This is a genomic window from Streptomyces mobaraensis, assembly GCF_020099395.1.
Taxonomy (GTDB): domain Bacteria; phylum Actinomycetota; class Actinomycetes; order Streptomycetales; family Streptomycetaceae; genus Streptomyces.
On sequence record NZ_CP083590.1, the window covers coordinates 4,318,625 to 4,338,331 of the forward strand.

The window sequence follows — 19,707 nt, forward strand, 5'->3', positions numbered from 1 at the left end:
CTGTGACGGCTGGGAAAGGCCACCCGCGCGGGGGCGGAACTTCCGCTTTCGGCATGGACACGCCGAAGCACGACCCGGGTTCGCAACCACCGCCCGGGCCAGGGAGAATCAGGGGGCGTACCCCGGGATAATTCGCGGTGAGACGCTGCACGGGGCCGGAACAATCCTTTCGAGCCCCCACGGGGAGGTGGCAGGCCAGTTGGAGCAGCTCACACAGCACGACCCGAGACGGATCGGCCCGTTCGAGGTGCTCGGCCGGCTCGGCGCCGGCGGCATGGGACTGGTCTATCTCGCCCGCTCGGCGTCGGGCCGACGGGTCGCGATCAAGACGGTCCGTACGGAACTGGCCGAGGACCAGCTCTTCCGCGTCCGCTTCACCCGTGAGGTGGAAGCGGCCCGGGCGGTCAGCGGCTTCTACACGGCCGCCGTCGTGGACGCCGACCCGCGGGCCGCCGTGCCCTGGCTGGCCACCGCGTACGTCCCCGCGCCCTCCCTCGAAGAGATCATCAACGAGTGCGGGCCGCTCCCGGCCCAGGCGGTGCGCTGGCTGGCGGCCGGCATCGCCGAGGCGCTCCAGTCGATCCACGGCGCCGGGCTCGTCCACCGCGACCTCAAGCCGTCGAACGTGCTGGTGGTCGAGGACGGGCCGCGCGTCATCGACTTCGGCATCGCCTCCGGCGTCTCCAACACCCGGCTGACCATGACCAACGTGGCCGTCGGCACGCCCGCGTACATGTCCCCCGAGCAGGCCAGGGACTCCCGCAGCGTCACCGGCGCCAGCGACGTCTTCTCGCTCGGCTCCACCCTCGTCTTCGCCGCCACCGGCCACGCGCCCTTCCACGGCGCCAACCCGGTCGAGACGGTCTTCATGCTGCTGCGCGAGGGCCCGGACCTCTCCGGCCTGCCCGACGAGCTGCGCCCGCTCATCGACTCCTGCATGCAGATGGCGGCCGAGCACCGGCCCAGCCCGGCCGACCTCCAGGCCCAGCTCGGCCCGCACCTCTTCGCGTCCGGCGGGGGCGACGACAGCGGCACGGCGTCCGCCTGGCTGCCGCCCGACGCCGTCTCGCTCATCGAGCGGCGCCGGGCCGGGCAGCGGCCCGCCGCGGCCCCCGCGCGGGGCCGCTCCGGCCGTTCCGCCGTCCCGCCGCCCCCGGCGCGGCCCCCGGCCGAGCCCCCGTACGACCCCTCCCGCGCCGCCCAGCCGCCGAGCTGGAGCGACGCCCGGGCGACGGGCCCGCACCACGGCCGGCCCGCGGGCGCGCCCGACCCGCGCGGCGCGTCGGCCGTGGCCTCCGCCCCCGTGTCCGCGCCCCTCCCGGCCCCGGCGCAGGGCCGGCACGCCGCCGCGCCCGCGCCCGCCTACGCCGACGACGGCTCGGTACGGCTCTCCGGCGCGCAGCTGCCGATCGGCCCCGGCCCGCGCGTCGCCGACGCCCGCGAGCCGTACGCGCCCTCGGCCGCCGGCACCGCCACCGGCTGGGTCCGCCCGCCCGGCGGCACCGCGGCCCCCGCGGCGGCCGACCCGGTCCCCAACGCGACGGTGGACCCGGCCCGTTGGCGGCCGTGGCGGTTCCGGATGTCCAACGACGTCTGGGGCACGCCCGTCGTCGCCGGCGACCTGGTGTACGTCACCTCCTTCGAGGTGCACGCGCTCGATGTGGCCAGCGGGCGGCGGCAGTTCAAGACGCGCGACGTCGCCTGGGCGATGGCCGTCGCCGACGGCCGCATACACGCCTCCGACGGCCCGACGCTCTACGCCCTCGACGCCGCCGACGGCGGCGAGCGCTGGCGGCTGTCCACCGACGGCTGGGTGTACTCGCTCGGCGTCGACCGCGGCACGGTCGTCACCGGCACCCGCGGCGGCGGCGCCCAGGCGTGGGAGGCGGCCACCGGCGAACTCCTCTGGGAGACCTCCGGCCTCCAGACCGACTTCGAGACCCCCGACTGCGGCCCGGTCGTCCAGGACGGCACGGTCTTCCTCTGGTCCGACGCCCGCCTGCGCGCCCTCGACGCCCGCTCCGGCACCGAGCGCTGGAGCTACCCCGTCGGCGACACCGGCTCCTGCGGCGGCGTCCCCGTCCGGCTGCACGCCGCCCCCGACGGCGTCGTCTACGTCGCCGCCGGCACCCGCCTGCTCGCCATCGACACCGCCCGCGGCGACGTCCGCTGGCGCTTCGAGGCCCCCGCGGTCTTCCTCAGCCCGCCCGCCGTCGGCAACGGCGGCGTCTACGCGGCCGACTACCTCGGCACCGTCTACGCCCTCGACGCCGCCGGCGGCCAGGAACGCTGGCGCATCGCCACCGAGGCCCGCCAGTCCAGCGAGCCCGTCCTCGTCTCCAACGGCCTCGTCCACCTCGGCAGCGGCGGGGCCCTCTACACCCTCGACGCCGTCACCGGCACCCCCCGCTGGCGCTTCGCCGCCGGCGGCGACATCGTCGGCTCCCCCGTCGTGGCCGACGGCCGCGTCCACTTCGGCTCCGCCGACCACTGCCTCTACGCCCTCGACGCCACCGGCGGCCAACTCCGCTGGAAGCTCGCCACGGGAGGAGAGATCACGGGCACCCCCCTGGCCTCGGGCGGCGTGGTCTACGCCTGCAGCAAGGACCGCTGCGTCTACGCCCTGGACGCGGCGAAGGGGACGGGGCAGGCGCGGCGGTAAGGCGCTGCCGTCCTGTTTCCGGCGGGTGGGGTCGCCTCCTCCGTAGGGGCCGCCCCACCCGCCGTCGGCTCACTGCGGTGCCACGTCGGCCGGCGGCGGTCCCGCCGCACTCCGGCGCCCGGCAGGCCACGGGGAAGTGGTGGCGTGCCGAGTGCCGCCCGCGTGAACCGGGCGTGATGCCGGCGCGCCGTCCCGGTACCGGTGTTCTCCGGGGGCTCCATCGTTATGCCCCGTGAAACCGTGTGCCGTGACGGATTCGTTCCATAGGCGTCCTTCCGGCTCGGCGTAATAGAGAAGACGGATGTCAGTGGTGGCCCTCATGATGGGGGTACTGGCCATTCGGATTCCGGGCCGACGCTTCACATCCCCTTCTCGCGCCTGCGCGGACAGGCGACTTCAGTGTGGGCGGATGCGGGCGGTATGGGCCCGGCCTGCAACCAAGAGCGGAGGCAGCATGATGCGGTGGAACGGCATGACGACGAATGCCGTGCGGTGCGACGCCGTACGCGGTAGCGGCGGTGACGAGCACGTGGGGTTTTCGGCCGACCGGTGAGCGGCGTCCGGTTTCTCACGGCGCACGAGGCCGGGATCGCCGGCCAATACGGGAAGGCGACGACAACGGCCCGGTAGTACGGTGCGGTTCATAACCACCTGGGGGCCCGGCGCAGCGTCCTGAGACGACGGCGCCGGCCTCCACTCGCCCTCGAACAGAGGGTGGGCAGAATGGCGAAGACCGCGGCGCCGATCGGGAAGTGTGCTGCGGAATGCCGCACGGCGTAACTCCTTTCTGCGGCCGGTGGACGGCCGGACAGGACTCTCGCCGGACCGGCGTTTGTCCGCCAGTACGAATGTGCTCGTTCGCATGTCAACGCTGCTCGATTGACGGACAATGCAGAGGTGCCCCAGGACAGTCGCCCCCAGGGAGGCGGAAGGTGGCAAAGGCCGGGCGCCCGCAGGAAGGTCCGAAGGGAAGGAGCGCGGAAGCCAACGAACTCGCCGCACTGCTGCGGAGCGTCACCGAGGGTATGACGGTACGTCAGCTGGCCGCCCGGTACGCGGCCGGCAAGACGGCCTGGAGCGAATACCGTTCCGGGGCACGGACGGTTCCGCTTCCGCTCCTGCGGAAGGTGCTCGACGACGTGGTGCCCGATGCCCGCGCGAAGGACCGCCTGTGGCGAAGAGCGCGAGCACTGCACGCGGCGGCCGTGAAAGGCGACAACGCGGTGACGGCGGCCGTGCCGTACGGTTCGTCGGCGAAGCCCGCGGCCGGCGGGACCGGGACCGGAAGCGGGACCGGTCGGGACGACGGACCCCTGCTGGCGGTACTCGGCCCGGTCCGGCACCGCCGGGGCGCCGAGTGGGCGCCCGTCGGCCCGCCGCAGCGGTGCGCCCTGCTGGCCGCGCTCCTCCTGCGCGAGGGACGCAGCGCCACCCCGGCGGAGCTCGTCGGTGATCTCTGGGGAGCACACGCTCCTCCGTCCGCCGTCGCGGCCCTCCGCACCCACGCATCGGGGCTGCGCAAGACACTGGGCGGCAGGTCGGTGCTGCTCAGCGACTCGGGCGGCTACTCGCTGCCCGTCCGGCGCGGGCTCGTCGACCTCCACCGCGCCGAGGAGGCGGCCGTCGCGGCCCAGCGCGCGTTTCACGCCGGAGTACCGGGCGAGGCGCGCGCACTGTTCGCCGACGCGCTGTCCTTATGGACCGGCGAGACGCTGGCGGGTGTGCCGGGACCGTACGCCGCGGCGCAGCGCGCACGGCTGGAGGAGTGGAGGCTCACCCTCCTGGAGTCCCGCCTGGAGCTGGACGTCGAGTCGGGCCAATGCGCCGACACCGTCTCCGAACTGACGCTCCTCGTGGCCGAGCACCCCTACCGCGAGCGGTTCCGCGAGCTCTTGATGCTCGCCCTCCATCGCAGCGGTCGCCGACGCGAAGCGCTGGCGGTCTTCACCGACGCCCGGCGCCTCCTCCTCGGGGAACTGGGCGTCGAACCAGGGCCGAGGCTGGCAGAGCTGCATCGCCGCCTGCTCACCGCCGGTCCCCAGCAGGCCGGTGCCGGATCCAGGGGGTCCGTGGACGTCGTACCCATCGTGAAGCCGGAGCAACTCCCGGCGGTCACCGCGCACTTCACCGGCCGGGAGTCGGTGGCGGCCGAGATCAGAGCACGTCTGACCACCGCGGACGGGCCCGGCTTGTGCGCCGTCTCCGGCGTGGGAGGCGTAGGGAAGACGGCCCTGGCGCTGTACGCCGCGCGGGGTGTACGCGAGTGCTTTCCCGACGGGCAGCTGCACGCCGACCTCCGCGGCGCCGGGAACGAGCCGGCGGATCCCCACACGGTGCTCGGGGCCTTCCTCCGCACCCTGGGGATGCCCGACGCGGCCGTCCCCGGCGGAACGGACGAGAGGGCGGCGCTCTACCGGTCCCTGCTGGCCCGGCGCCGCGTCCTGGTCCTGCTCGACAACGCGCGGGACGCCGCCCAGGTACGGCCGCTGCTGCCGGGGGCCGAGAAGAGCGCGGTGCTCGTGACCAGCCGTGCCCGGCTCGTCGACCTGGAGGACGCGCACCTCGTCGACCTGGACCTCATGCCACATGACGAGGCGTTCGACCTCTTCGCGCGCATCGTCGGCGAGGAGCGGGCGGCGGCGGAGCGCGACGCCGCGCGAGAGGTGGTGGCGGCCTGCGGCCGGCTGCCGCTCGCCCTGCGCATCGCCGCCTCACGGCTGGTGGCCCGTTCCTGCTGGGACATCGGCACCCTCGCCCGCCGCCTGCGCGACGAAAACCGCCGGCTGGACGAACTGCACGTGGGAAACCTGACGGTGACCGCGGCCTTCCGCATGGGATACGGCCACCTCGAACCGGCCCAGGCCCGTGCCTTCCGCCTCCTCGCCCTGGCCGAAGGACCGGACATCTCCCTCGACGCGGCCGCGGCCCTACTGGGACTGCGGCCACACGGCGCGGAACGCGTACTGGAGTCCCTCGTGGACGCGTCCCTCCTGGTGTCCGTCACGACGGGCCGGTTCCACTTCCACGACCTGGTACGGCTGTACGCCCGGACCCGTGCCGAGCAGGACGAGACGGCCGCGGAGCGCACCGCGGCCCGCTCCCGCCTGCTGGACTTCTACCAGGGCATGGCCCTGCACGTGTACCTGCTGGGGCGGCCGGGCGACCGCCTGGCGGACCATGTCGCCCCGGCTCCGGTGCCCGACTCCGCGCCCGCCGACCTGACGGCCGCGGCCGAATGGCTCGTCACGGAGACGGACTGCATCCTGGCGTGCGTACGGTCGGTGGCCCGGGGATCCACTCTGCGAAGAGCGGCCGACCTGCTGTACACGGCTCGGGACATCTCCGGATCCGGGCCCGGGCAGCGTGCTTACCTGGAAGCGGCCATGGCGGTCCTCAAGGCCGCCCTGAAAGAGCAGGACGCTTTCGCCGAGGGGCGGGTGCGCCTGGCGCTGGCGCTCCATCTGTCCGTCGCGGGGGACCTTGTCGCGGCGGTGGAACACGCCGACCGGTACCTCGAATCGTCCCTCCCGCAGAACGACATGCTGACCCGGTCCCATGGGGCGAACGTGCGGGGCATCATCAGCAATTACCAAGGCGCCCTGGACGAATCCACGCGATGGTTCACGGCGGCCCTGAAGGCGTTCCGGGAGCAAGGGGACCGCCCCGGTGAGGCGAGCGCGCTCAACAATCTCGCGATGACGTATGCGAAAGGCGGAGACGACGCCCGCGCGCTGAATCTCGCCGAGCAAGCCCTGGCCATTCACAGCGAGCCGGGAAGCTCCTCGTGGCGCCGGGCGAACAGCCTTTACACGCGCGGCCGTGCCCTGGCGGGACTCGGCCGGTACCGGGCGGCGGCCCGGGACTTCACCCATGCTCTGGAGATATTCCGGGACTGCCGGCAAATACGCTGGCAGGCATGGGCCCACTGGCGGCTCGCCCAGGTCCACCTCGCCGACGGGTCGCCCGCTCAGGCCATGCGCCACGCCGAACCGGCGCTGTCTCTGGTGCGGTCCCTGGGTGCGGACCGCGTCGAAGGGGAACTGCTTTTCCTCCTGGCCGACGCCCTGGAACAGGTGGGGCACTTCGACCGGGCGCGTGCCTGCCGTACCGAGGCGGCATCGGTGACGAACCGGAAACTGCAGGGCTTGCACGATGCGATCGGGCGTCCAGGTACGGGGGAGTGACGGGTCCGGTCCCCGACGCTCCCCGAGCGCGGCGCCGGTGCGGAGGGGCTCCTTCCGCAGCCGACCGCCGTGGGCGGCGGCATCCGCGCGGCCGGCCACCTTGGCGCCGTCCGCGCGCCCGCGGCTCGGCGGGCGGAGGCCCTGACGGGCCGGGAACGGGGCGTGGCCCACCATGAGAACGTGGTGGGCCACGCCGCTGTGTAGTGAGCGGGTGTGCCGGGTCAGCTCTTGTGGCCGCCGGCCGGGGTGACGGTGCCGTGGTCGTCGACGGGCGGGACGGTGCCGTGGTCGTCGACGGGGGCCACCGTGCCGTGGTCATCCACCGGGGCGACGGTGCCGTGGTCGTCGACGGGCGGGACGGTGCCGTGGTCGTCGACGGGCGGGACGGTGCCGTGGTCGTCGACGGGGGCCACCGTGCCGTGGTCATCCACCGGGGCGGCCGAGGCGATGCGGACGTCGCGGCCGGTGTGGTCGCTCGCGAGAGCCGAACCGGCGCCGAGGGCGGCGGTCGCGCCGACGATCCCGAGGACGATGAACGCTTTCTTCGTGCGGCCGAGTTTGTTGTGCGACATGGGTATCCCTTGAGAAGCGTGTGACTGCGGTGTTCTCAGATGCACCTGATGCGTTCGAACTTGGCAGAGACGCAGAGGGAAAGCCAGCGGTCACGGCTCAACTCCCGGCCTGAGGACGGTTGTTGTTGGTAACAGGCGGCACCGGAACGGCGATCGCGGAGGCGCCGGGCCGTAGGGAAGGTGGCGCGCATTGGCCCACTGGCCGCGCCTCGGCCTTCGGCTTACGAGGGGGCCGTTGTCAGTGGTTTCCATGAGAATGGAGGCACTGGTCAGCAGGAACGGACCGGTCTCCCTGCCGTCAACGCTCCCGCCTGCCGTCAACAGGCGCGTTCGGCATGGGCGGCCACCGGCGCGACGACGTCGTGCCGGGTCCGGCGGCTTCGGCGAATCGGGGGTGGCGATGCGGAGTGGCGGAGTGCGGTCTGGTGGGCCGGAGGGCCGGGTGCGGCCGGGGGTCGGTGGGGATGATCACCACGCGGGCCTCGGGCCGGCAGCGCGGGCCGGATGGTGTGTGGCGTAAGCGGGAGCGGCCACCGTGCTCCCTGACACCCGGGAGCGGCGTCCGTATCGGACTGCCGGGTGACGACGCATGACGCGGAGGCCGTGGCATGGCCAGGGGCTCCCTCGGCCGTTGCGCCGGGGGAGCTCCTTGTCGTGGGCCGAAGGCCCGTCAGACGCCTATGACACGTGGTGGTCGTCCGCGCCGGTGGTGTGGTCGGCGGCGCCGCCGAGCGGCGACGCGGCGGCGCTCTGCAAGGTCGGCGTGCTGCCGGCGTGCAGGTCGGCGGCGGCGGGCGTGATCGCGAGGACCGTGGCCGCCCCGGCGATCGCAAGGGCTACCAGCGTCTTCTTGGCGCGGTCGGTGGTCGGGCCCATGGGGACTCCTCTTGCTCGGGATACGGAGGTGGGTTGTCGGTGCATCCCGCGGTACGGCCGTGTCTGGACGCGCCGAAATCCCGGCCTCGTCCCGGCCGCCCGTAGGCATGGACAGGGCCGGCATCGGCGGCTCCCCCTCCCCGCCGCCGCTGCCGGCCCCGAGCTGTCGAACATTCGGCGAAGCCCCCTGTTCCCCCGCGCCTTGGGGTTCCGCCGGGATCGGTGGACGGGGTCCTGACGTGTCAGGAACCCCCGCCCACCTGCGAACCGATCAGCCGGTCCGATGCTCAGACCGGCTCGGAGCCCGCGTGATGGTCGTCAGGGCTCGTGGGTGTGTCCCCGAGCTTCTTGACCTTGGGCTTGGTCGGCGCGGTGGCGACGCCGGGTACGGCGCTCACCACCGAACCGTCCTGGGAAATGGGCGGAATGGGATCGAGCTTGTTCTCTTCGCTCATGGTCGTTCACCTCTGTGGGACGGTGCGAGTCGTGCGATACGACGGGGTGGAGAAACCCGTCCGGCGATTCCCCCGAGGACCGCCGGACGGGCACACCGGGATCGGGCACCCCGGTGGGCGATGCATCACCGCGACCCGCCTGCCCCCCGACGCGACGGATCGATAACCATGAGAGTGACACCTGGCGATAAACGATCGATGAACGTGCACATGACGCCTTTGCGCGTACCCCGGGTCAGGTGTGCGCCATCTCCAGCAGCCGGCGTACCTCCGCCGCCTCCCCTTCGTTGCCCAACTGCTCGAACGTCCGTAGGGCCTCCGCCCAGCAGGCCCGCGCGCGACCGCGCTGACCAAGACGGTCGAGGCAGTGGCCGAGCACGGTGAGGATGCCTCCCCGGCGCCACTCGCCGCCGATGCCGCGCAACCGGACGAGGGCCTGTTCGGCGTGGGCGGCGCCGCGAGCGTGGTCGCCCAGGGTGTGGAATGCCTCCGCCATCCGCGCGAGGCTCCATCCCTCCCACATCCGCTGCCGGTTCTGCCGGAAGATAGACAACGCCTCGACGAACTGGGCCAAAGCGTCCTCGTGCCGCTGCGCGGCGCGGAGTGCCATGCCGTAGGCGTAGTGGCCGTTGGCAAGCCGCCAGGAAACCTGCAGTTCACGGTAGATGGCCAGGCTCTGTTCCGCGAGGCGGACCGCGGTCTCCGACCGTCCGGTCTCGCCGTGGACGCGTGAGAGGTTGCTGAGCGCGCTGACCTCACCAGGACGGTTGCCGTCCGCACGGAACGAGGCCAGTGCCTGCTCGCAGTACGTCTCCGCGTCCCCATAGCGCTGCTGGTAAATAGCGACGATGGCGCGGATGTTCGCCGCGATGCACCGCGGAAGGATGTCACCGCTTTCCCGCGCCAGCCGAAGCGCCTCAGCGGCTTGTTGGTCCGCCTGGGAGAACCGGCCGGAGAGGCTGTGGACGTTGGCGAGCACGGTCCGGGCCCGCCCCTCCGCCCGGGAGTCCCCGACCCTCCGCGCCGCGGCCAGCATGTCGTCCGCCGCGTTCGCGTACAGGCGGGAGTACGCGCCGGACTCCGTGAGGTCGTTCGTCGCGAGCAGCAGATCGACGGCCTTGCGCAGGGGCTCGCCGGTGTCCTGGGCGTGCTGCCGGACGCACGCCAGCATGCAGGGCGCCTCCGCGTAGAGCCAGTCCGCGCCGGCGGCCCGGTCCGTGAACGTTAATCCCTGGTGGGTGGTCGGCGTGATGTTCTTCAGCAGCTGGTCCCCCGGCCGCTCCAGCACGTACACCCCCGCCGCCGTCGACAGGTAGAAGTCCAGCAGGCGCGACATCGCCGCCTCCCGTTCCGCCGGGGGCTGTTCGTCGCGTTCGGCGCAGGAGCGGGCGTAGAGGCGGAGGAGGTCGTGGAAGCGGTAGCGGCCGGGGGCGGCGGATTCGAGGAGGGAGGCGTCGACGAGGGTTTCCAGGAGTTCTTCCGTGGTGTCGACGTCGAGGTCGAGGACGGCCGCGGCGGCCGGGAGGGAGATGTCCGGGCCGTCGGGGAGGCCGAGCAGGCGGAAGGCGCGGGCCTGGGCCGGTTCGAGCTGGCCGTAGCCGAGTTCGAAGGTGGCCTTGACGGCGAGGTCGCCGGCGCGGAGTTCGTCGAGGCGGCGGCGTTCGTCGCCGAGCTTGCGGGCGAGGACGGAGACCGTCCAGGTGCGGCGGGCGGCGAGGCGGGACGCCGCGATGCGGATGGCGAGCGGCAGGAAGCCGCAGGCGGCGACGGTGTCCATGGCCGCGTCGCGCTCGGCGGCGACGCGTTCGGTGCCGACGATGCGGGTGAAGAGGACGAGGGCCTCCTCGGGGCTCATCACGTCCAGGTCCACCAGGTGGGCGCCGGCCAGGTCGACCATGCGGGTGCGGCTGGTGACGAGGGCCGCGCAGCCCTCCGTGCCCGGGAGCAGCGGGCGGACCTGGGCGGCGTCGCGCGCGTTGTCGAGGAGGGCGAGGACGCGGCGGCCGTCGAGGGTGGAGCGGAAGAGGGCGGAGCGTTCCTGGAGGCCCTCGGGTATCGCAGAGTCGGCGACGCCGAGGGCGCGCAGGAACGCGCCGAGGACGGCCTCGGGTTCGGCGACGACGGGCCCGGTGCCCTGGAGGTCGACGTAGAGCTGGCCGTCGGGGAAGTGCTCGCGGGCGGCGTGCGCGACGTGCACGGCGAGCGTCGTCTTGCCGACGCCCCCGATGCCCGCCACCGCGGACACCGCCATCACCCGGCCCTCGGCGGTCGCCAGTTGGTGGCTGAGCTCCTGGACGAACGCGTCCCGGCCGGTGAAGTCGGGGACGGTGGCCGGGAGCTGGGCGGGGCGGACGAAGGACAGGCCACTGCCGGCGCGGTCGCCGGAGGGGTGGGGGGCGAGGTCGGCGTCGCCGCGCAGGATGCGCTGCTGGAGCTCGGAGAGCTCGGCGCACGGCTCGACGCCCAGTTCGTCGTCGAGCAGCCGCCGGGTGTCGGTGTACACGGCCAGCGCCTCGGCCTGCCGGCCGCTGCGGTACAGGGCCAGCATCAGCAGTTCGCGCAGCCGCTCGCGCAGCGGGTGCGCGGCGGTCAGCGCGGTGAGCTCCGAGACCGCCTCCGCGTGGTGGCCGAGCTCCAGGTCCAGGTCGAGCCGGGTCTCCACCAGGCCGAGCCGCCACTCCTCCAGGCGGGCGCGCTGGGTGTCGGCGTACGGGCCGGGGACGTGCGCGAGCGGCTCGCCGTCCCAGACGGCCAGCGCCTCCGTGATGAGCGCCCTGGCCCGGGTGCCGTTGCCCGCGGCGCGGGCCTTCTCCGCCTCGGCGGCGAGGCGTTCCGCGGTGTCGATGTCCAGGCAGCCGACGCCGGCCCGCAGCGCGTACCCGCCCGCCTCGCTGGCCAGCACGTCCGCGTCCGGCCCGAACGCCTTGCGGAGCCGGGACGCGTAGGTGCGCAGCGCGGCGAGTGCCGCGTGCGGGGGGTCGTCGCCCCACAGCGCGTCCACGAGCTCCGCCGCCGTGGCCGTCCGGCCACCGCGCAGCAGCAGCGCGGCGAGCAGGGCCCGTTGCTGGGGCGAACCGGTCCGCAGTTCCTCGCCGCCGCGCCAGGCGCGGACGGGCCCGAGCACGGCGAAGCGCAGTCGCTGTCCGTGCCCTGTGTCGCCGGCCATCGTGACCCCCTGCTCGTCCTGCTCGGTGGCACCGGCCAGTCTGCCCTGTCCGGGGCCCCGGCGTCAGCACCGGTCCGGCCCTCTCCACAGGGCCTTCAAACGCTGTGGACGGGCCCCGGCGGGGGGAGTCCGGGGGCCGCGCGGCGCTCCGACGGAGGCACGGAGTCCGCCGGGCCGCCGCTCCGGCGGGCGGGGGTACGGGGGGGTGGGGCATGGGCCCGCAGCGACGTGAACAGGGGATGTGGGCGGGCCGGTCTCCTCAACTGCCCGCAGGGAGAGGGGTGTCGGGTGGCCGGCGGGCCGGGGCCGGTGCTGGCGTGGCGCGGGGGTCCGGGGGCCGGGCGGGGGTCCCTCCGGTGGTGGGCGGCGGTTGCGGGGGCTTCCGTGGGACGCGGCGTACGGCCGGATGTCGCCGTCCGATGCTCCAGGGGGCCGGGCCCGGAGGGTGACGAGAGTCGCAGGGGGTGGGTGGGGCAGGTGGGGGAGGGGGGAGGACTGGTTCGTCGTCGCCCCGCGTCACCGTCGGGCGTGGCCGTCCCGCGTCACCGTCGGGCGTGGCCGTCCCGCGTCACGGTCCGGGGTGGCCGTCCCGCGTCACCGGCCGGCGCTGCCCGGGACGGCCACCCGGCCTCACCGCTTCGCGTAGTCCGTGAACCCCTGCCAGTCGACGATCACGCACGCCTCGTCGCCCACGACCCAGGCGTCATGCCCGGGCGGGCAGGACATCACATCACCGGGGCCGAACTCCTCCTCCTGCCCGTCGTCCATCACGACCCTGATCCGGCCCGAGACGACGTACGACGTGTGCGCGGCCTGGCAGCTGTCGGTGCCGGCGATCGGCCCGACGTGCGCGGACCAGCGCCACCCCGGCTCGAACGTCGCCCGGCCCACCGGTCCGGTGCTCAGGCTCACCAGCTCCAGCCGCCCCTTGCCGTCCTCGAACGGCCGGACTTCCTCCGGGGCGTCGAAACTCTTCCGCATGAGACCGGCCATGGCGCTCTCCTCGGTTCGTCGGTCCTCGGGTGTCCGGCCGGCCGGTGCCCGGCCCGCCCTCACGAACGTAGGCGCGCGCGGCGGCGGGCGGCGAACGATGTGGGCCGGACGGGTGACGTCGCGGGCGGGGAAAGGCCGGTGCGGAGAACGACCGGAGCCGTGCGCCGGGTCCGGGGTACGGAGTCCGGGGCGCCCCCTCCGAGCCCCGGGCCCCGAACTCCGGACCCGGCGGGTCCGGCCGGGCCTCAGCCCCGCTCCTTCGCGGCGGGCAGCGGCGCCGGCTCCGCGTGGCGGACGGTGAAACCGCCCGACTTCACCGGGACGAACGGCGCGGGGGCCATGCAGGTGCCGACGCGTGCCGCGGTGGGGACGCCGTCGACCTCGTCCACGTTGCTCACCGCCCAGTGGAACCCGAACCGGCCCTTGCCCGGGCCGCCGGTCCGGGCGCTGAACCCGTACCGCTTGCCGACCTCTCCCGGGATGTCGGACTTGGTGACGATGGCGGTGAACGTCGCCGTGTCCCCGCCCGTGACCAGGCAGTCCACGGCGGCCTCAGCCCGTCGGGTCGTGTGGTCGGCGGCCTGCCAGTGCGACCAGGAGACCGTGCCCCGGGCGTCGGTCGGCAGGCCGTGCTTCATGTCGGGGTCGGCCCGCGGGTGGCTGAACGGTACGGACGTCGCGTCGACCTTGAAGCGGATGACGTCCCGGGGGACGTAGGAGAAGTCGAGGCGGGCTTCGCCGGTCACCCGGGCCGGTGCCGCCTTGGCCGGCTGCGTGGGCTTCACGTGAGGGGCCGGTGCCGCGGAGTCCGACGCCGAGGCGGCGGGGCCGAGCCCGGAGACGGCGGCGCACGTGGCGGCCACCGCGAGCGCCGCGGCCACCGTCCGCCGCCGGCCGGCGGCACCGCCGCGCCCGTGCCCCTCGCCCTTCCCAAGCCTCTTGGTGCTTCGCATGGTGAACTCCCCTTCTTGTCAGCCCGGTTCGGTGATCACCACTCTTCCGGCCGCGGGGGCGCCCCACCATCTGCCGATCGGCGGATCCGCGGGGGCCGCGGCACGCCGGGCTCTGCCGTTCGGCGGTGCGGCTTGAACCTCACGTCGCGTGAGGAGGCAGGGTGGTGCCGTGACCGCTTCCCCTTCCGCTTCCCCTTCCCCTTCCGCTTCCCCTTTCACGACCTGGCGCGTGGGCCCCCTGGCCGAGGCGAGCGGGCTGACCGTGCGCACCCTCCACCACTGGGACGGCCTCGGGCTGCTCAGCCCGTCCCGGCGCACCGCCGGCGGCCACCGGGAGTACACGGAGGCCGACGTCGTGCGCCTCTACCAGGTGCTCGCGCTGCGCGGCCTCGGGCTGAGCCTGGAGACCATCGGCCTGTGCCTCGACTCCGGCGTCGACCCCGCCCGCGTCGTCCGCGACCACCTGGCCGAGGTGGAGGCGTCGCTCGCGCGGCTCGGCACCCTGCGGCAGCGGCTCGTCGGGCTGCGGGACGCGCTGGACAGGTCCGGGGACGCGCTGGACGGGCCTGGGAACGCGGACGTGCCCGGAGACGCGGACGGGTCCGGCCGGTCCCCGTCCCCGATCGGCCCGCTGCTCGACGCCCTGCGCGCGACCGGCGGCGCCGCCGACCACGGCGAGCGGGTGCTCCGGCGGCACCTGGACGCCGACGGCGTCGACGTCCTGCGCGCCCGCGCCGCCGGACTCGGCCCCGCCGCGCACTACCTGCTGGAGGTCGAGTGGCCCGAGCTCTACCGCCGCGCGGAGCGGCTGCGCGTGGACGGCGTGCCGCCCGCCGACCCCCGGGTACGGCGGCTGGCCGCCCGCATGGACGAACTGAGCACGCTGTTCACCGGCGGCGACCGCGAGGTCTCGGCGGGCGTGCGGCGGGCCTGGGACGAGGACCCGGCCGCCCTGTCCGGCGACCCGGACGCCCCGGCGGACGGCTGGCGCGACCTCTCCGCCTATCTCGACGCCGCGCGGCGGGGGGTACGCGGATGAGCCGCCGTGTCCGGGACCGCCGTCAGGCGCGCCTCCTCAAGAGGGACTTCCGTGCACACGTCCTCGCTCTGTTCCCGCTGCTTCCCCTGCTCCTCCTCGCCCTCCCGGCCTGCTGCGCCCTGGCGGCGTTCGGCGCGCTGCCCTGGTCGGTGCCCGTCGTCGCCCTGCCGGTGGCCCTGGCCGTGCTGTGGGTACGCCGCTTCCTGCGGCTCTCGGGCCGGAGTGCCTGAGCGGACCCCTGTGCCGGAGGGGCCCCTGTGCCGGAGGGGGTGGCCCTCACGCCCTCACGCCCTCACAGCGTCTTGACCAGTCGCGCCGCCTCCGCCAGCGGCAGTGACGGGTACGTGCTCCGGACCGCCCGGACCGCCGCCGCCACGCCCCGTTCGTCGCGGACCCGGCGCAGGGCGGGGGCGTCGACGGCGGCGCGGAGTTCGTCGAAGGAGGCGAAGGTGCGGGTGTACCAGTCGCGCCGCCTGCGGCGGTCCGCGTACGCCTCCGCCGCGCCGGCGAGGACGGTTCCGAGCGCGGCGCAGAGGGCGAGGGCCCAGAACGTGTGGGCGGCGTAGGCGACGACGGCCAGGACGAAGGCGACGGCCGCGCCGCACCACAGGGCCAGGCGGGGAAGGTGCATGGGCGGGGTGCCTCCTGTGTCGTGCGGTGCCGCTCAGGTCGGCCGCGGTCGCCCTGAGCGGCGCGGTCGCCCTGAGTGCCGCGGTCGCCGTGGTCGCCGCGGCCGATCCGGCGTGTGGCCGATCCGGAGCGCGGCCGATCCGGAGCGCAGCCGATCCGAAGCGCGGTCGCCGCGGAGCGCGGCCGCTCGGACCCTAGCCGCTCAGGCCGTCGCCACCGGCCACTGCCCGCCCGGGAACGCCCGGTTGTCCTTCGCCTCGCCCTCCACGGCCGTCATCTGCTGGGCCTGGGCGCCGAGTGCGGCGACGAGCGTGGTGACGGCGGTGATGATGAGGGCGGTGTTGACGCCGGCCTCTTCGACGATGATGGCCGCGCCGGCCGCCGAGAACACCACCGAGCCGAGTGCGGCGATGGCCGCGACGATGGCGACGATGAACTTCACCAGGATGACGCCGAGGGCCACGTAGAAGGCGAGGCCCGCGACGGCGCAGAGGGTAAGCGCCGTGGCGATCTTGTCGGCGCTGGTCGCGATCTGCGTCGCCGCCGTGGGCTGGAGCTTCACGGCCGAGGTGTAGGCGGTCGCGCCGTCGCCCTTCCACTGCTTGGGCGCCCGGAGCGCGTCGGCGGCGACGTTGCCGGCCACGTCGGTGGCGTGCCCGCGTACGTCGTGCTGCCAGGTGTAGGCGTCCTTGAAGGCGGTGACGGGGACGGCGGCCCCCTTGAGGAGCTCACCGATCTTGTTCAGGATCCACTTGCCCAGCTCGATCAGCTTGTTGGCGCACCAGATCAGCGCCTTGCCGATGACCTCGGGCACGTACCACTTGTTGGCGGTGGACTCCGCCTTCGGGCCCACCTGGTTGAGCTTCGCCGTCAGGTTGGTGAGCCCGGAGTTCAGCTTGTCGATGGTCGCCGTGTACTGCGCGGCGTTGAATGCCACGATTCCCCCTGTTGTGCCGTGCCTGCTGTACGTGCCGTGCCGTGGATCAGGTGGATCAGTACGCCTTTTCGACGCTCTTCGTGGTGTCCACCTCGTGGTCGTCGTACGCGCGGGCGTTGACCGCCAGCGCGTCCGCGACCGCCTTCGTGCGGTCCCGGCCCTCGGAGGTCCGGGAGGAGATCTGGTCCACCGCGTCCATGTAGGCGGACACGAGGATCTGGAACAGACCGGCCTCCAGGCGGGTCATGCGCAGGCCCTCCACGGTGTTGTGGATGCCGCCGAGCGTGGCGCTCTGCTTGTCCCACATCCCGGCGTCGGTGCGGATGCCGTCGGTGATGACCTTGAGATCGGGGTCGCCCATGGGCTGCTTCCTCCGGTGGTGTGCGGCCGTTTCCCCGCGGCCGGCGGGGACGGATCTGCGGGCGAGACGCGCGGCCGGAGCCGGCCCGGCCCGCTCAGTCGGCGAACCGCGCCGGATCGGCGAGGATGGCCATGGCCTCCTTGAACAGGCCGTCCAGCTGGTGGGCGGACGGCCCTCGCGAGGCGCCGGCGACGAGGCGGTCGCGGGCGTCGGCCAGGGCCTCGGCGAGGGCCTGGTTCAGCCGCACGGCGGACCGGCCGGCCGCCCACGCGGGGTGCACGGAACAGGAGACCAGTGCTCCCTGGGCCACGGTGACGGCCACCTGTCCGCCGGCCGACTTGCCGGTGAACGTCTCGGGTTCGGCCGCGGCCGGTCCGGCGATCGCGTCCAGGTCGAACAGGGACAGCATCTCCTCGGCCACCTCGTCGAGGCGGCGGGGGAGGACGTACCGGAGGTCGGGCTCCGGCATCTCGGGCGGCGCCCCGGCGGATTCCGTTTCGTACCCGGGTCCGCGCCCGGGGCCGTGCCCGGATCCATGCCCGGGTCCGCGCCCGGAGGCGTCGGCGGTGAACGGCGAGGCGGCGTCGAGCCGTTCGGCCCGGCGCTCCCAGTCCGTCCCTTCCATCGACCGCGACCAGCCCTCCAGCCGCTCCCGCAGCGCGGATTCGTAGGCCGCGGTGACGGCGGCGTCCAGGGCGCCGGGCGCCTGCCGCCGCTCCCAGTCCGTGACGAGGGCGATGCGCTCGGGCAGTCCGTCGGCGGCGAGCCGTACGCTGACGGCGCCTTGGGGGTCGCTGCCGGTGACCTCCCGCGGTACCTGTTCCCGCAGGTCCGACATCAGCCGTTGGATGCCCAGGATGTGCTCCCGGGCCTGGTGCAAGTCCGCGAACGGGTCGCCGTTCACCGATCCCCCTTCGTTGAGCACGGCACGGAGCCGCCTCTTCCGGAAAACGGGTGAACGACGCCGCGTGCTTGACGTGGCGTGCACGCTAACACGCCACCTTCGCCCGGCCGAGGGATACGGGAGGGATTCCACTTGACTCCTGAGCCGGATGTGGTGCCATTACCGGCCAAGCGCGCCGGACGCGGACGGTAATAGCAGCCGGTGGGGCGGGCGTTCGGGGCCGGCGCCACCGGTTGCCCCATGCGTCTCGTCCGGCGCATCCGCCTCTCGCGAACGGCTGTGCGCGGCACGGGCGGTTCGCTCCGTACCGGCCGATCGGCCGCCCCTCGTACGGTTCATTCCGTCCTGACCGACTCGCCCCCCCTCCTCCCTCTTCATCCTGGCCACCCTCTCCGTCCTCAGCGTTCAACTCGGCCCAGGAACACCGGATTCGTCATCGCCGCCATCGCTCCCGGCAGCTCCCGCCCCGCGGCCGGGCGGCGGACCTCCGCCCGGACGTACGCGGCGCGCGCCGGCGTCGTCCGCCACTCCACCCGGCCGTCCGCCGGGAGCGGTACGGACAGCACCGTGCCCTGGTCCGTCACGAACGCCGCCGTGCAGCCCGCCGGCGCGCCCGTGACCGCCAGGCGGGCCGTCACCTCGGTGCCGGGCCCGGCCGGGAGCCGGCCGCCGATGCCCGCGTGGGCGCCGCCGCCCGTCGTGACGGCGAAGGACAGGCCGATCGCCGAGGACTCGGCGATCCAGCTCCGCCCCGCCCGGATGCCCGCCAGAACGGCGTCGTGGGACAGCTCGTCGGCGAGGACGACCGTCTGGGGGAGGCCGACGGTCTGCGGCTCGCGGTGGGCGTCGCTGTTCCCCATGGCGGCCAGCCACCGGCCGCCCTCCCGGGCCGCGCCGGCGAGCAGGGCGTCCCAGGTGGCGACGGCCATCTCGTCGTCCGGCGTGAACGGACCGTTCCACACCTCCACGGCGTCCGCGTGCGCGTAGCCGAACTTCCAGGAGCAGCCGACGCACGTGCCGTACGGATGCGCCGGGACGACCAGACCGCCGGCGCGCCGGATCGCCCGCGCGTGCCGGCCGAACGCGTCGTCCCGGGCGCGGTAGCGCCAGTCGACGAACGTGCCGGGGTCGGTGCCCAGGGCCAGGACGTGGCCGTTGCGGGTGGTGACCTCCTCACCGGTGAGGATCAGCAGGTCGTCGCCCCACAGGCCCTGCCAGGCGGCGTGGCCCGAGGTGGTGTTGTGCTCGGTGGTGACGATCCAGTCGAGCCCGGCGGCCCGCGCCGCCGCCGCGATCCCGGCCGGGGTGCGGAGGCCGTCCGAGTGGACGCTGTGCAGGTGCCCGTCGCCGCGGTACCAGGCCCGGCCGCGGCCCTTCGCCCGCCGCGGCGGGTACACCGGCTCCGGCGTGGTGCCCGGCGGGCCGTACCGGAGGGTCACGCTCACCTCGTACGCCATCCCGGCCGGCGCCACCGTGTACGGGCCGAGGACGACGTGCCAGGTGCCGGGCCGGACGGGGCCGGGCAGATAGCCGGGGGTGGCCCGTTCGGCGCTGATCGAGAACTCCGTGCGGGCGCCGCCCGACCAGCCCCGGAAGCCGTCGGGGCCGGTGCCGCGCTCGTCGAAGACCCCGATGTCGCAGGCGTTGCCCGGCACGCCGGGCGGCACGGCCGGCCGGTCGTAGGTGTACGAGATCGCGATCTCGCGGACGCCGCGCGGCACTTCCACGGGGAGGTGGACGAAGTCGGGCGCGCCGGCCGGCAGGCTGCCGGTCACCTTGCGCGTCTCCGTCGTGCCGCTGCCGCCGGGCGCCGGTGCGCCGGCGGCGTGAGCGAACGTCACGCCATCGAGCGTAAGGGCACCCGCCGCTCCCGCGACAGCCGTCAGTTTCAGGACATCCCGTCGTGCCATCCGCCGCTCCACCCGGACCTCCAGCGCTCGTGCCGTCTCGTCCTGTGCCGCCCTGTGCCGCCTTG

Annotated in this window: 15 protein-coding genes; 4 read left to right on the forward strand and 11 right to left on the reverse strand. The window is 74.3% G+C overall.

The annotated features are described in order from the left end of the window. Positions 1 to 199: 199 nt before the first annotated feature. Both K7I03_RS18965 and K7I03_RS18970 read left to right on the forward strand, forming a co-directional pair. Positions 200 to 2,662 (forward strand): outer membrane protein assembly factor BamB family protein, encoded by a 2,463-nt coding sequence (locus K7I03_RS18965; RefSeq protein WP_185942534.1) that lies wholly within the window; start codon positions 200 to 202, stop codon positions 2,660 to 2,662. Positions 2,663 to 3,594: 932 nt separating this feature from the next. Continuing rightward, positions 3,595 to 6,846 carry an AfsR/SARP family transcriptional regulator gene (locus K7I03_RS18970; RefSeq protein WP_185942535.1) on the forward strand — a complete coding sequence of 1,084 codons (3,252 nt, stop codon included), beginning with the start codon at positions 3,595 to 3,597 and terminating at the stop codon, positions 6,844 to 6,846. 221 nt (positions 6,847 to 7,067) lie between these two features. Here the strand turns inward: K7I03_RS18970 and K7I03_RS18975 are convergent, their stop codons facing one another. From K7I03_RS18975 to K7I03_RS19000, 6 genes are all read right to left on the reverse strand, one after another. Beyond that, entirely contained in the window at positions 7,068 to 7,418 is a 351-nt protein-coding gene (locus K7I03_RS18975; RefSeq protein WP_224347114.1) for a hypothetical protein, read from the reverse strand. A gap of 678 nt (positions 7,419 to 8,096) precedes the next feature. Next, positions 8,097 to 8,294 carry a hypothetical protein gene (locus K7I03_RS18980; RefSeq protein ID WP_185942542.1) on the reverse strand — a complete coding sequence of 66 codons (198 nt, stop codon included), beginning with the start codon at positions 8,292 to 8,294 and terminating at the stop codon, positions 8,097 to 8,099. A 287-nt stretch (positions 8,295 to 8,581) separates the two neighbouring features. Further along, positions 8,582 to 8,749 (reverse strand): hypothetical protein, encoded by a 168-nt coding sequence (locus tag K7I03_RS18985; protein ID WP_185942543.1) that lies wholly within the window; start codon positions 8,747 to 8,749, stop codon positions 8,582 to 8,584. Between the two features lie 235 nt (positions 8,750 to 8,984). Next, the gene (locus K7I03_RS18990; protein WP_185942544.1) at positions 8,985 to 11,915 is read right to left on the reverse strand and encodes an AfsR/SARP family transcriptional regulator; all 2,931 of its coding nucleotides are present in this window, start codon (positions 11,913 to 11,915) and stop codon (positions 8,985 to 8,987) included. 630 nt (positions 11,916 to 12,545) lie between these two features. Next, on the reverse strand, positions 12,546 to 12,908 hold the full coding sequence (locus tag K7I03_RS18995) for a cupin domain-containing protein (protein ID WP_185942545.1): 363 nt from the start codon (positions 12,906 to 12,908) through the stop codon (positions 12,546 to 12,548). A 245-nt stretch (positions 12,909 to 13,153) separates the two neighbouring features. Then, the gene (locus K7I03_RS19000; protein ID WP_221902917.1) at positions 13,154 to 13,861 is read right to left on the reverse strand and encodes a hypothetical protein; all 708 of its coding nucleotides are present in this window, start codon (positions 13,859 to 13,861) and stop codon (positions 13,154 to 13,156) included. A 229-nt stretch (positions 13,862 to 14,090) separates the two neighbouring features. On the opposite strand from K7I03_RS19000, the gene K7I03_RS19005 reads away from it, so the two are divergent. Next, positions 14,091 to 14,900 carry a MerR family transcriptional regulator gene (locus tag K7I03_RS19005; RefSeq protein ID WP_224347115.1) on the forward strand — a complete coding sequence of 270 codons (810 nt, stop codon included), beginning with the start codon at positions 14,091 to 14,093 and terminating at the stop codon, positions 14,898 to 14,900. After that, the gene (locus tag K7I03_RS19010; protein WP_185942547.1) at positions 14,897 to 15,130 is read left to right on the forward strand and encodes a hypothetical protein; all 234 of its coding nucleotides are present in this window, start codon (positions 14,897 to 14,899) and stop codon (positions 15,128 to 15,130) included. The genes K7I03_RS19005 and K7I03_RS19010 overlap by 4 nt, the downstream gene beginning before the upstream one ends. A 62-nt stretch (positions 15,131 to 15,192) precedes the next feature. Here the strand turns inward: K7I03_RS19010 and K7I03_RS19015 are convergent, their stop codons facing one another. The 5 genes from K7I03_RS19015 to K7I03_RS19035 all read right to left on the reverse strand — a co-directional run bounded on the left by K7I03_RS19015 (position 15,193) and on the right by K7I03_RS19035 (position 19,642). Continuing rightward, the gene (locus tag K7I03_RS19015; RefSeq protein WP_221902918.1) at positions 15,193 to 15,531 is read right to left on the reverse strand and encodes a hypothetical protein; all 339 of its coding nucleotides are present in this window, start codon (positions 15,529 to 15,531) and stop codon (positions 15,193 to 15,195) included. A gap of 201 nt (positions 15,532 to 15,732) precedes the next feature. Then, on the reverse strand, positions 15,733 to 16,467 hold the full coding sequence (locus K7I03_RS19020) for a hypothetical protein (protein ID WP_185942548.1): 735 nt from the start codon (positions 16,465 to 16,467) through the stop codon (positions 15,733 to 15,735). Between the two features lie 55 nt (positions 16,468 to 16,522). Next, positions 16,523 to 16,828 carry a hypothetical protein gene (locus tag K7I03_RS19025; protein ID WP_185942549.1) on the reverse strand — a complete coding sequence of 102 codons (306 nt, stop codon included), beginning with the start codon at positions 16,826 to 16,828 and terminating at the stop codon, positions 16,523 to 16,525. A 94-nt stretch (positions 16,829 to 16,922) separates the two neighbouring features. After that, positions 16,923 to 17,732: a hypothetical protein gene (locus K7I03_RS19030; RefSeq protein ID WP_185942550.1), complete on the reverse strand. Its 810-nt coding sequence runs from the start codon at positions 17,730 to 17,732 to the stop codon at positions 16,923 to 16,925. Between the two features lie 398 nt (positions 17,733 to 18,130). Beyond that, a complete protein-coding gene (locus tag K7I03_RS19035) occupies positions 18,131 to 19,642 on the reverse strand; it encodes a CehA/McbA family metallohydrolase (protein WP_185942551.1) in 1,512 nt (503 codons plus the stop codon). Between the last annotated feature and the right edge of the window lie 65 nt (positions 19,643 to 19,707).

Excerpts from the sequence above, each read along its gene's own strand:
- K7I03_RS19000 (WP_221902917.1), bottom strand. The coding sequence starts at position 13,861 with ATGCGAAGCACCAAGAGGCTTGGGAAGGGCGAGGGGCACGGGCGCGGC.
- K7I03_RS18985 (WP_185942543.1), bottom strand. The coding sequence starts at position 8,749 with ATGAGCGAAGAGAACAAGCTCGATCCCATTCCGCCCATTTCCCAGGAC.
- K7I03_RS19025 (WP_185942549.1), bottom strand. The coding sequence starts at position 16,828 with ATGGGCGACCCCGATCTCAAGGTCATCACCGACGGCATCCGCACCGAC.
- K7I03_RS18980 (WP_185942542.1), bottom strand. The coding sequence starts at position 8,294 with ATGGGCCCGACCACCGACCGCGCCAAGAAGACGCTGGTAGCCCTTGCG.
- K7I03_RS19010 (WP_185942547.1), top strand. The coding sequence starts at position 14,897 with ATGAGCCGCCGTGTCCGGGACCGCCGTCAGGCGCGCCTCCTCAAGAGG.
- K7I03_RS18975 (WP_224347114.1), bottom strand. The coding sequence starts at position 7,418 with ATGTCGCACAACAAACTCGGCCGCACGAAGAAAGCGTTCATCGTCCTC.
- K7I03_RS19015 (WP_221902918.1), bottom strand. The coding sequence starts at position 15,531 with ATGCACCTTCCCCGCCTGGCCCTGTGGTGCGGCGCGGCCGTCGCCTTC.
- K7I03_RS18995 (WP_185942545.1), bottom strand. The coding sequence starts at position 12,908 with ATGGCCGGTCTCATGCGGAAGAGTTTCGACGCCCCGGAGGAAGTCCGG.
- K7I03_RS19035 (WP_185942551.1), bottom strand. The coding sequence starts at position 19,642 with ATGGCACGACGGGATGTCCTGAAACTGACGGCTGTCGCGGGAGCGGCG.
- K7I03_RS18990 (WP_185942544.1), bottom strand. The coding sequence starts at position 11,915 with ATGGCCGGCGACACAGGGCACGGACAGCGACTGCGCTTCGCCGTGCTC.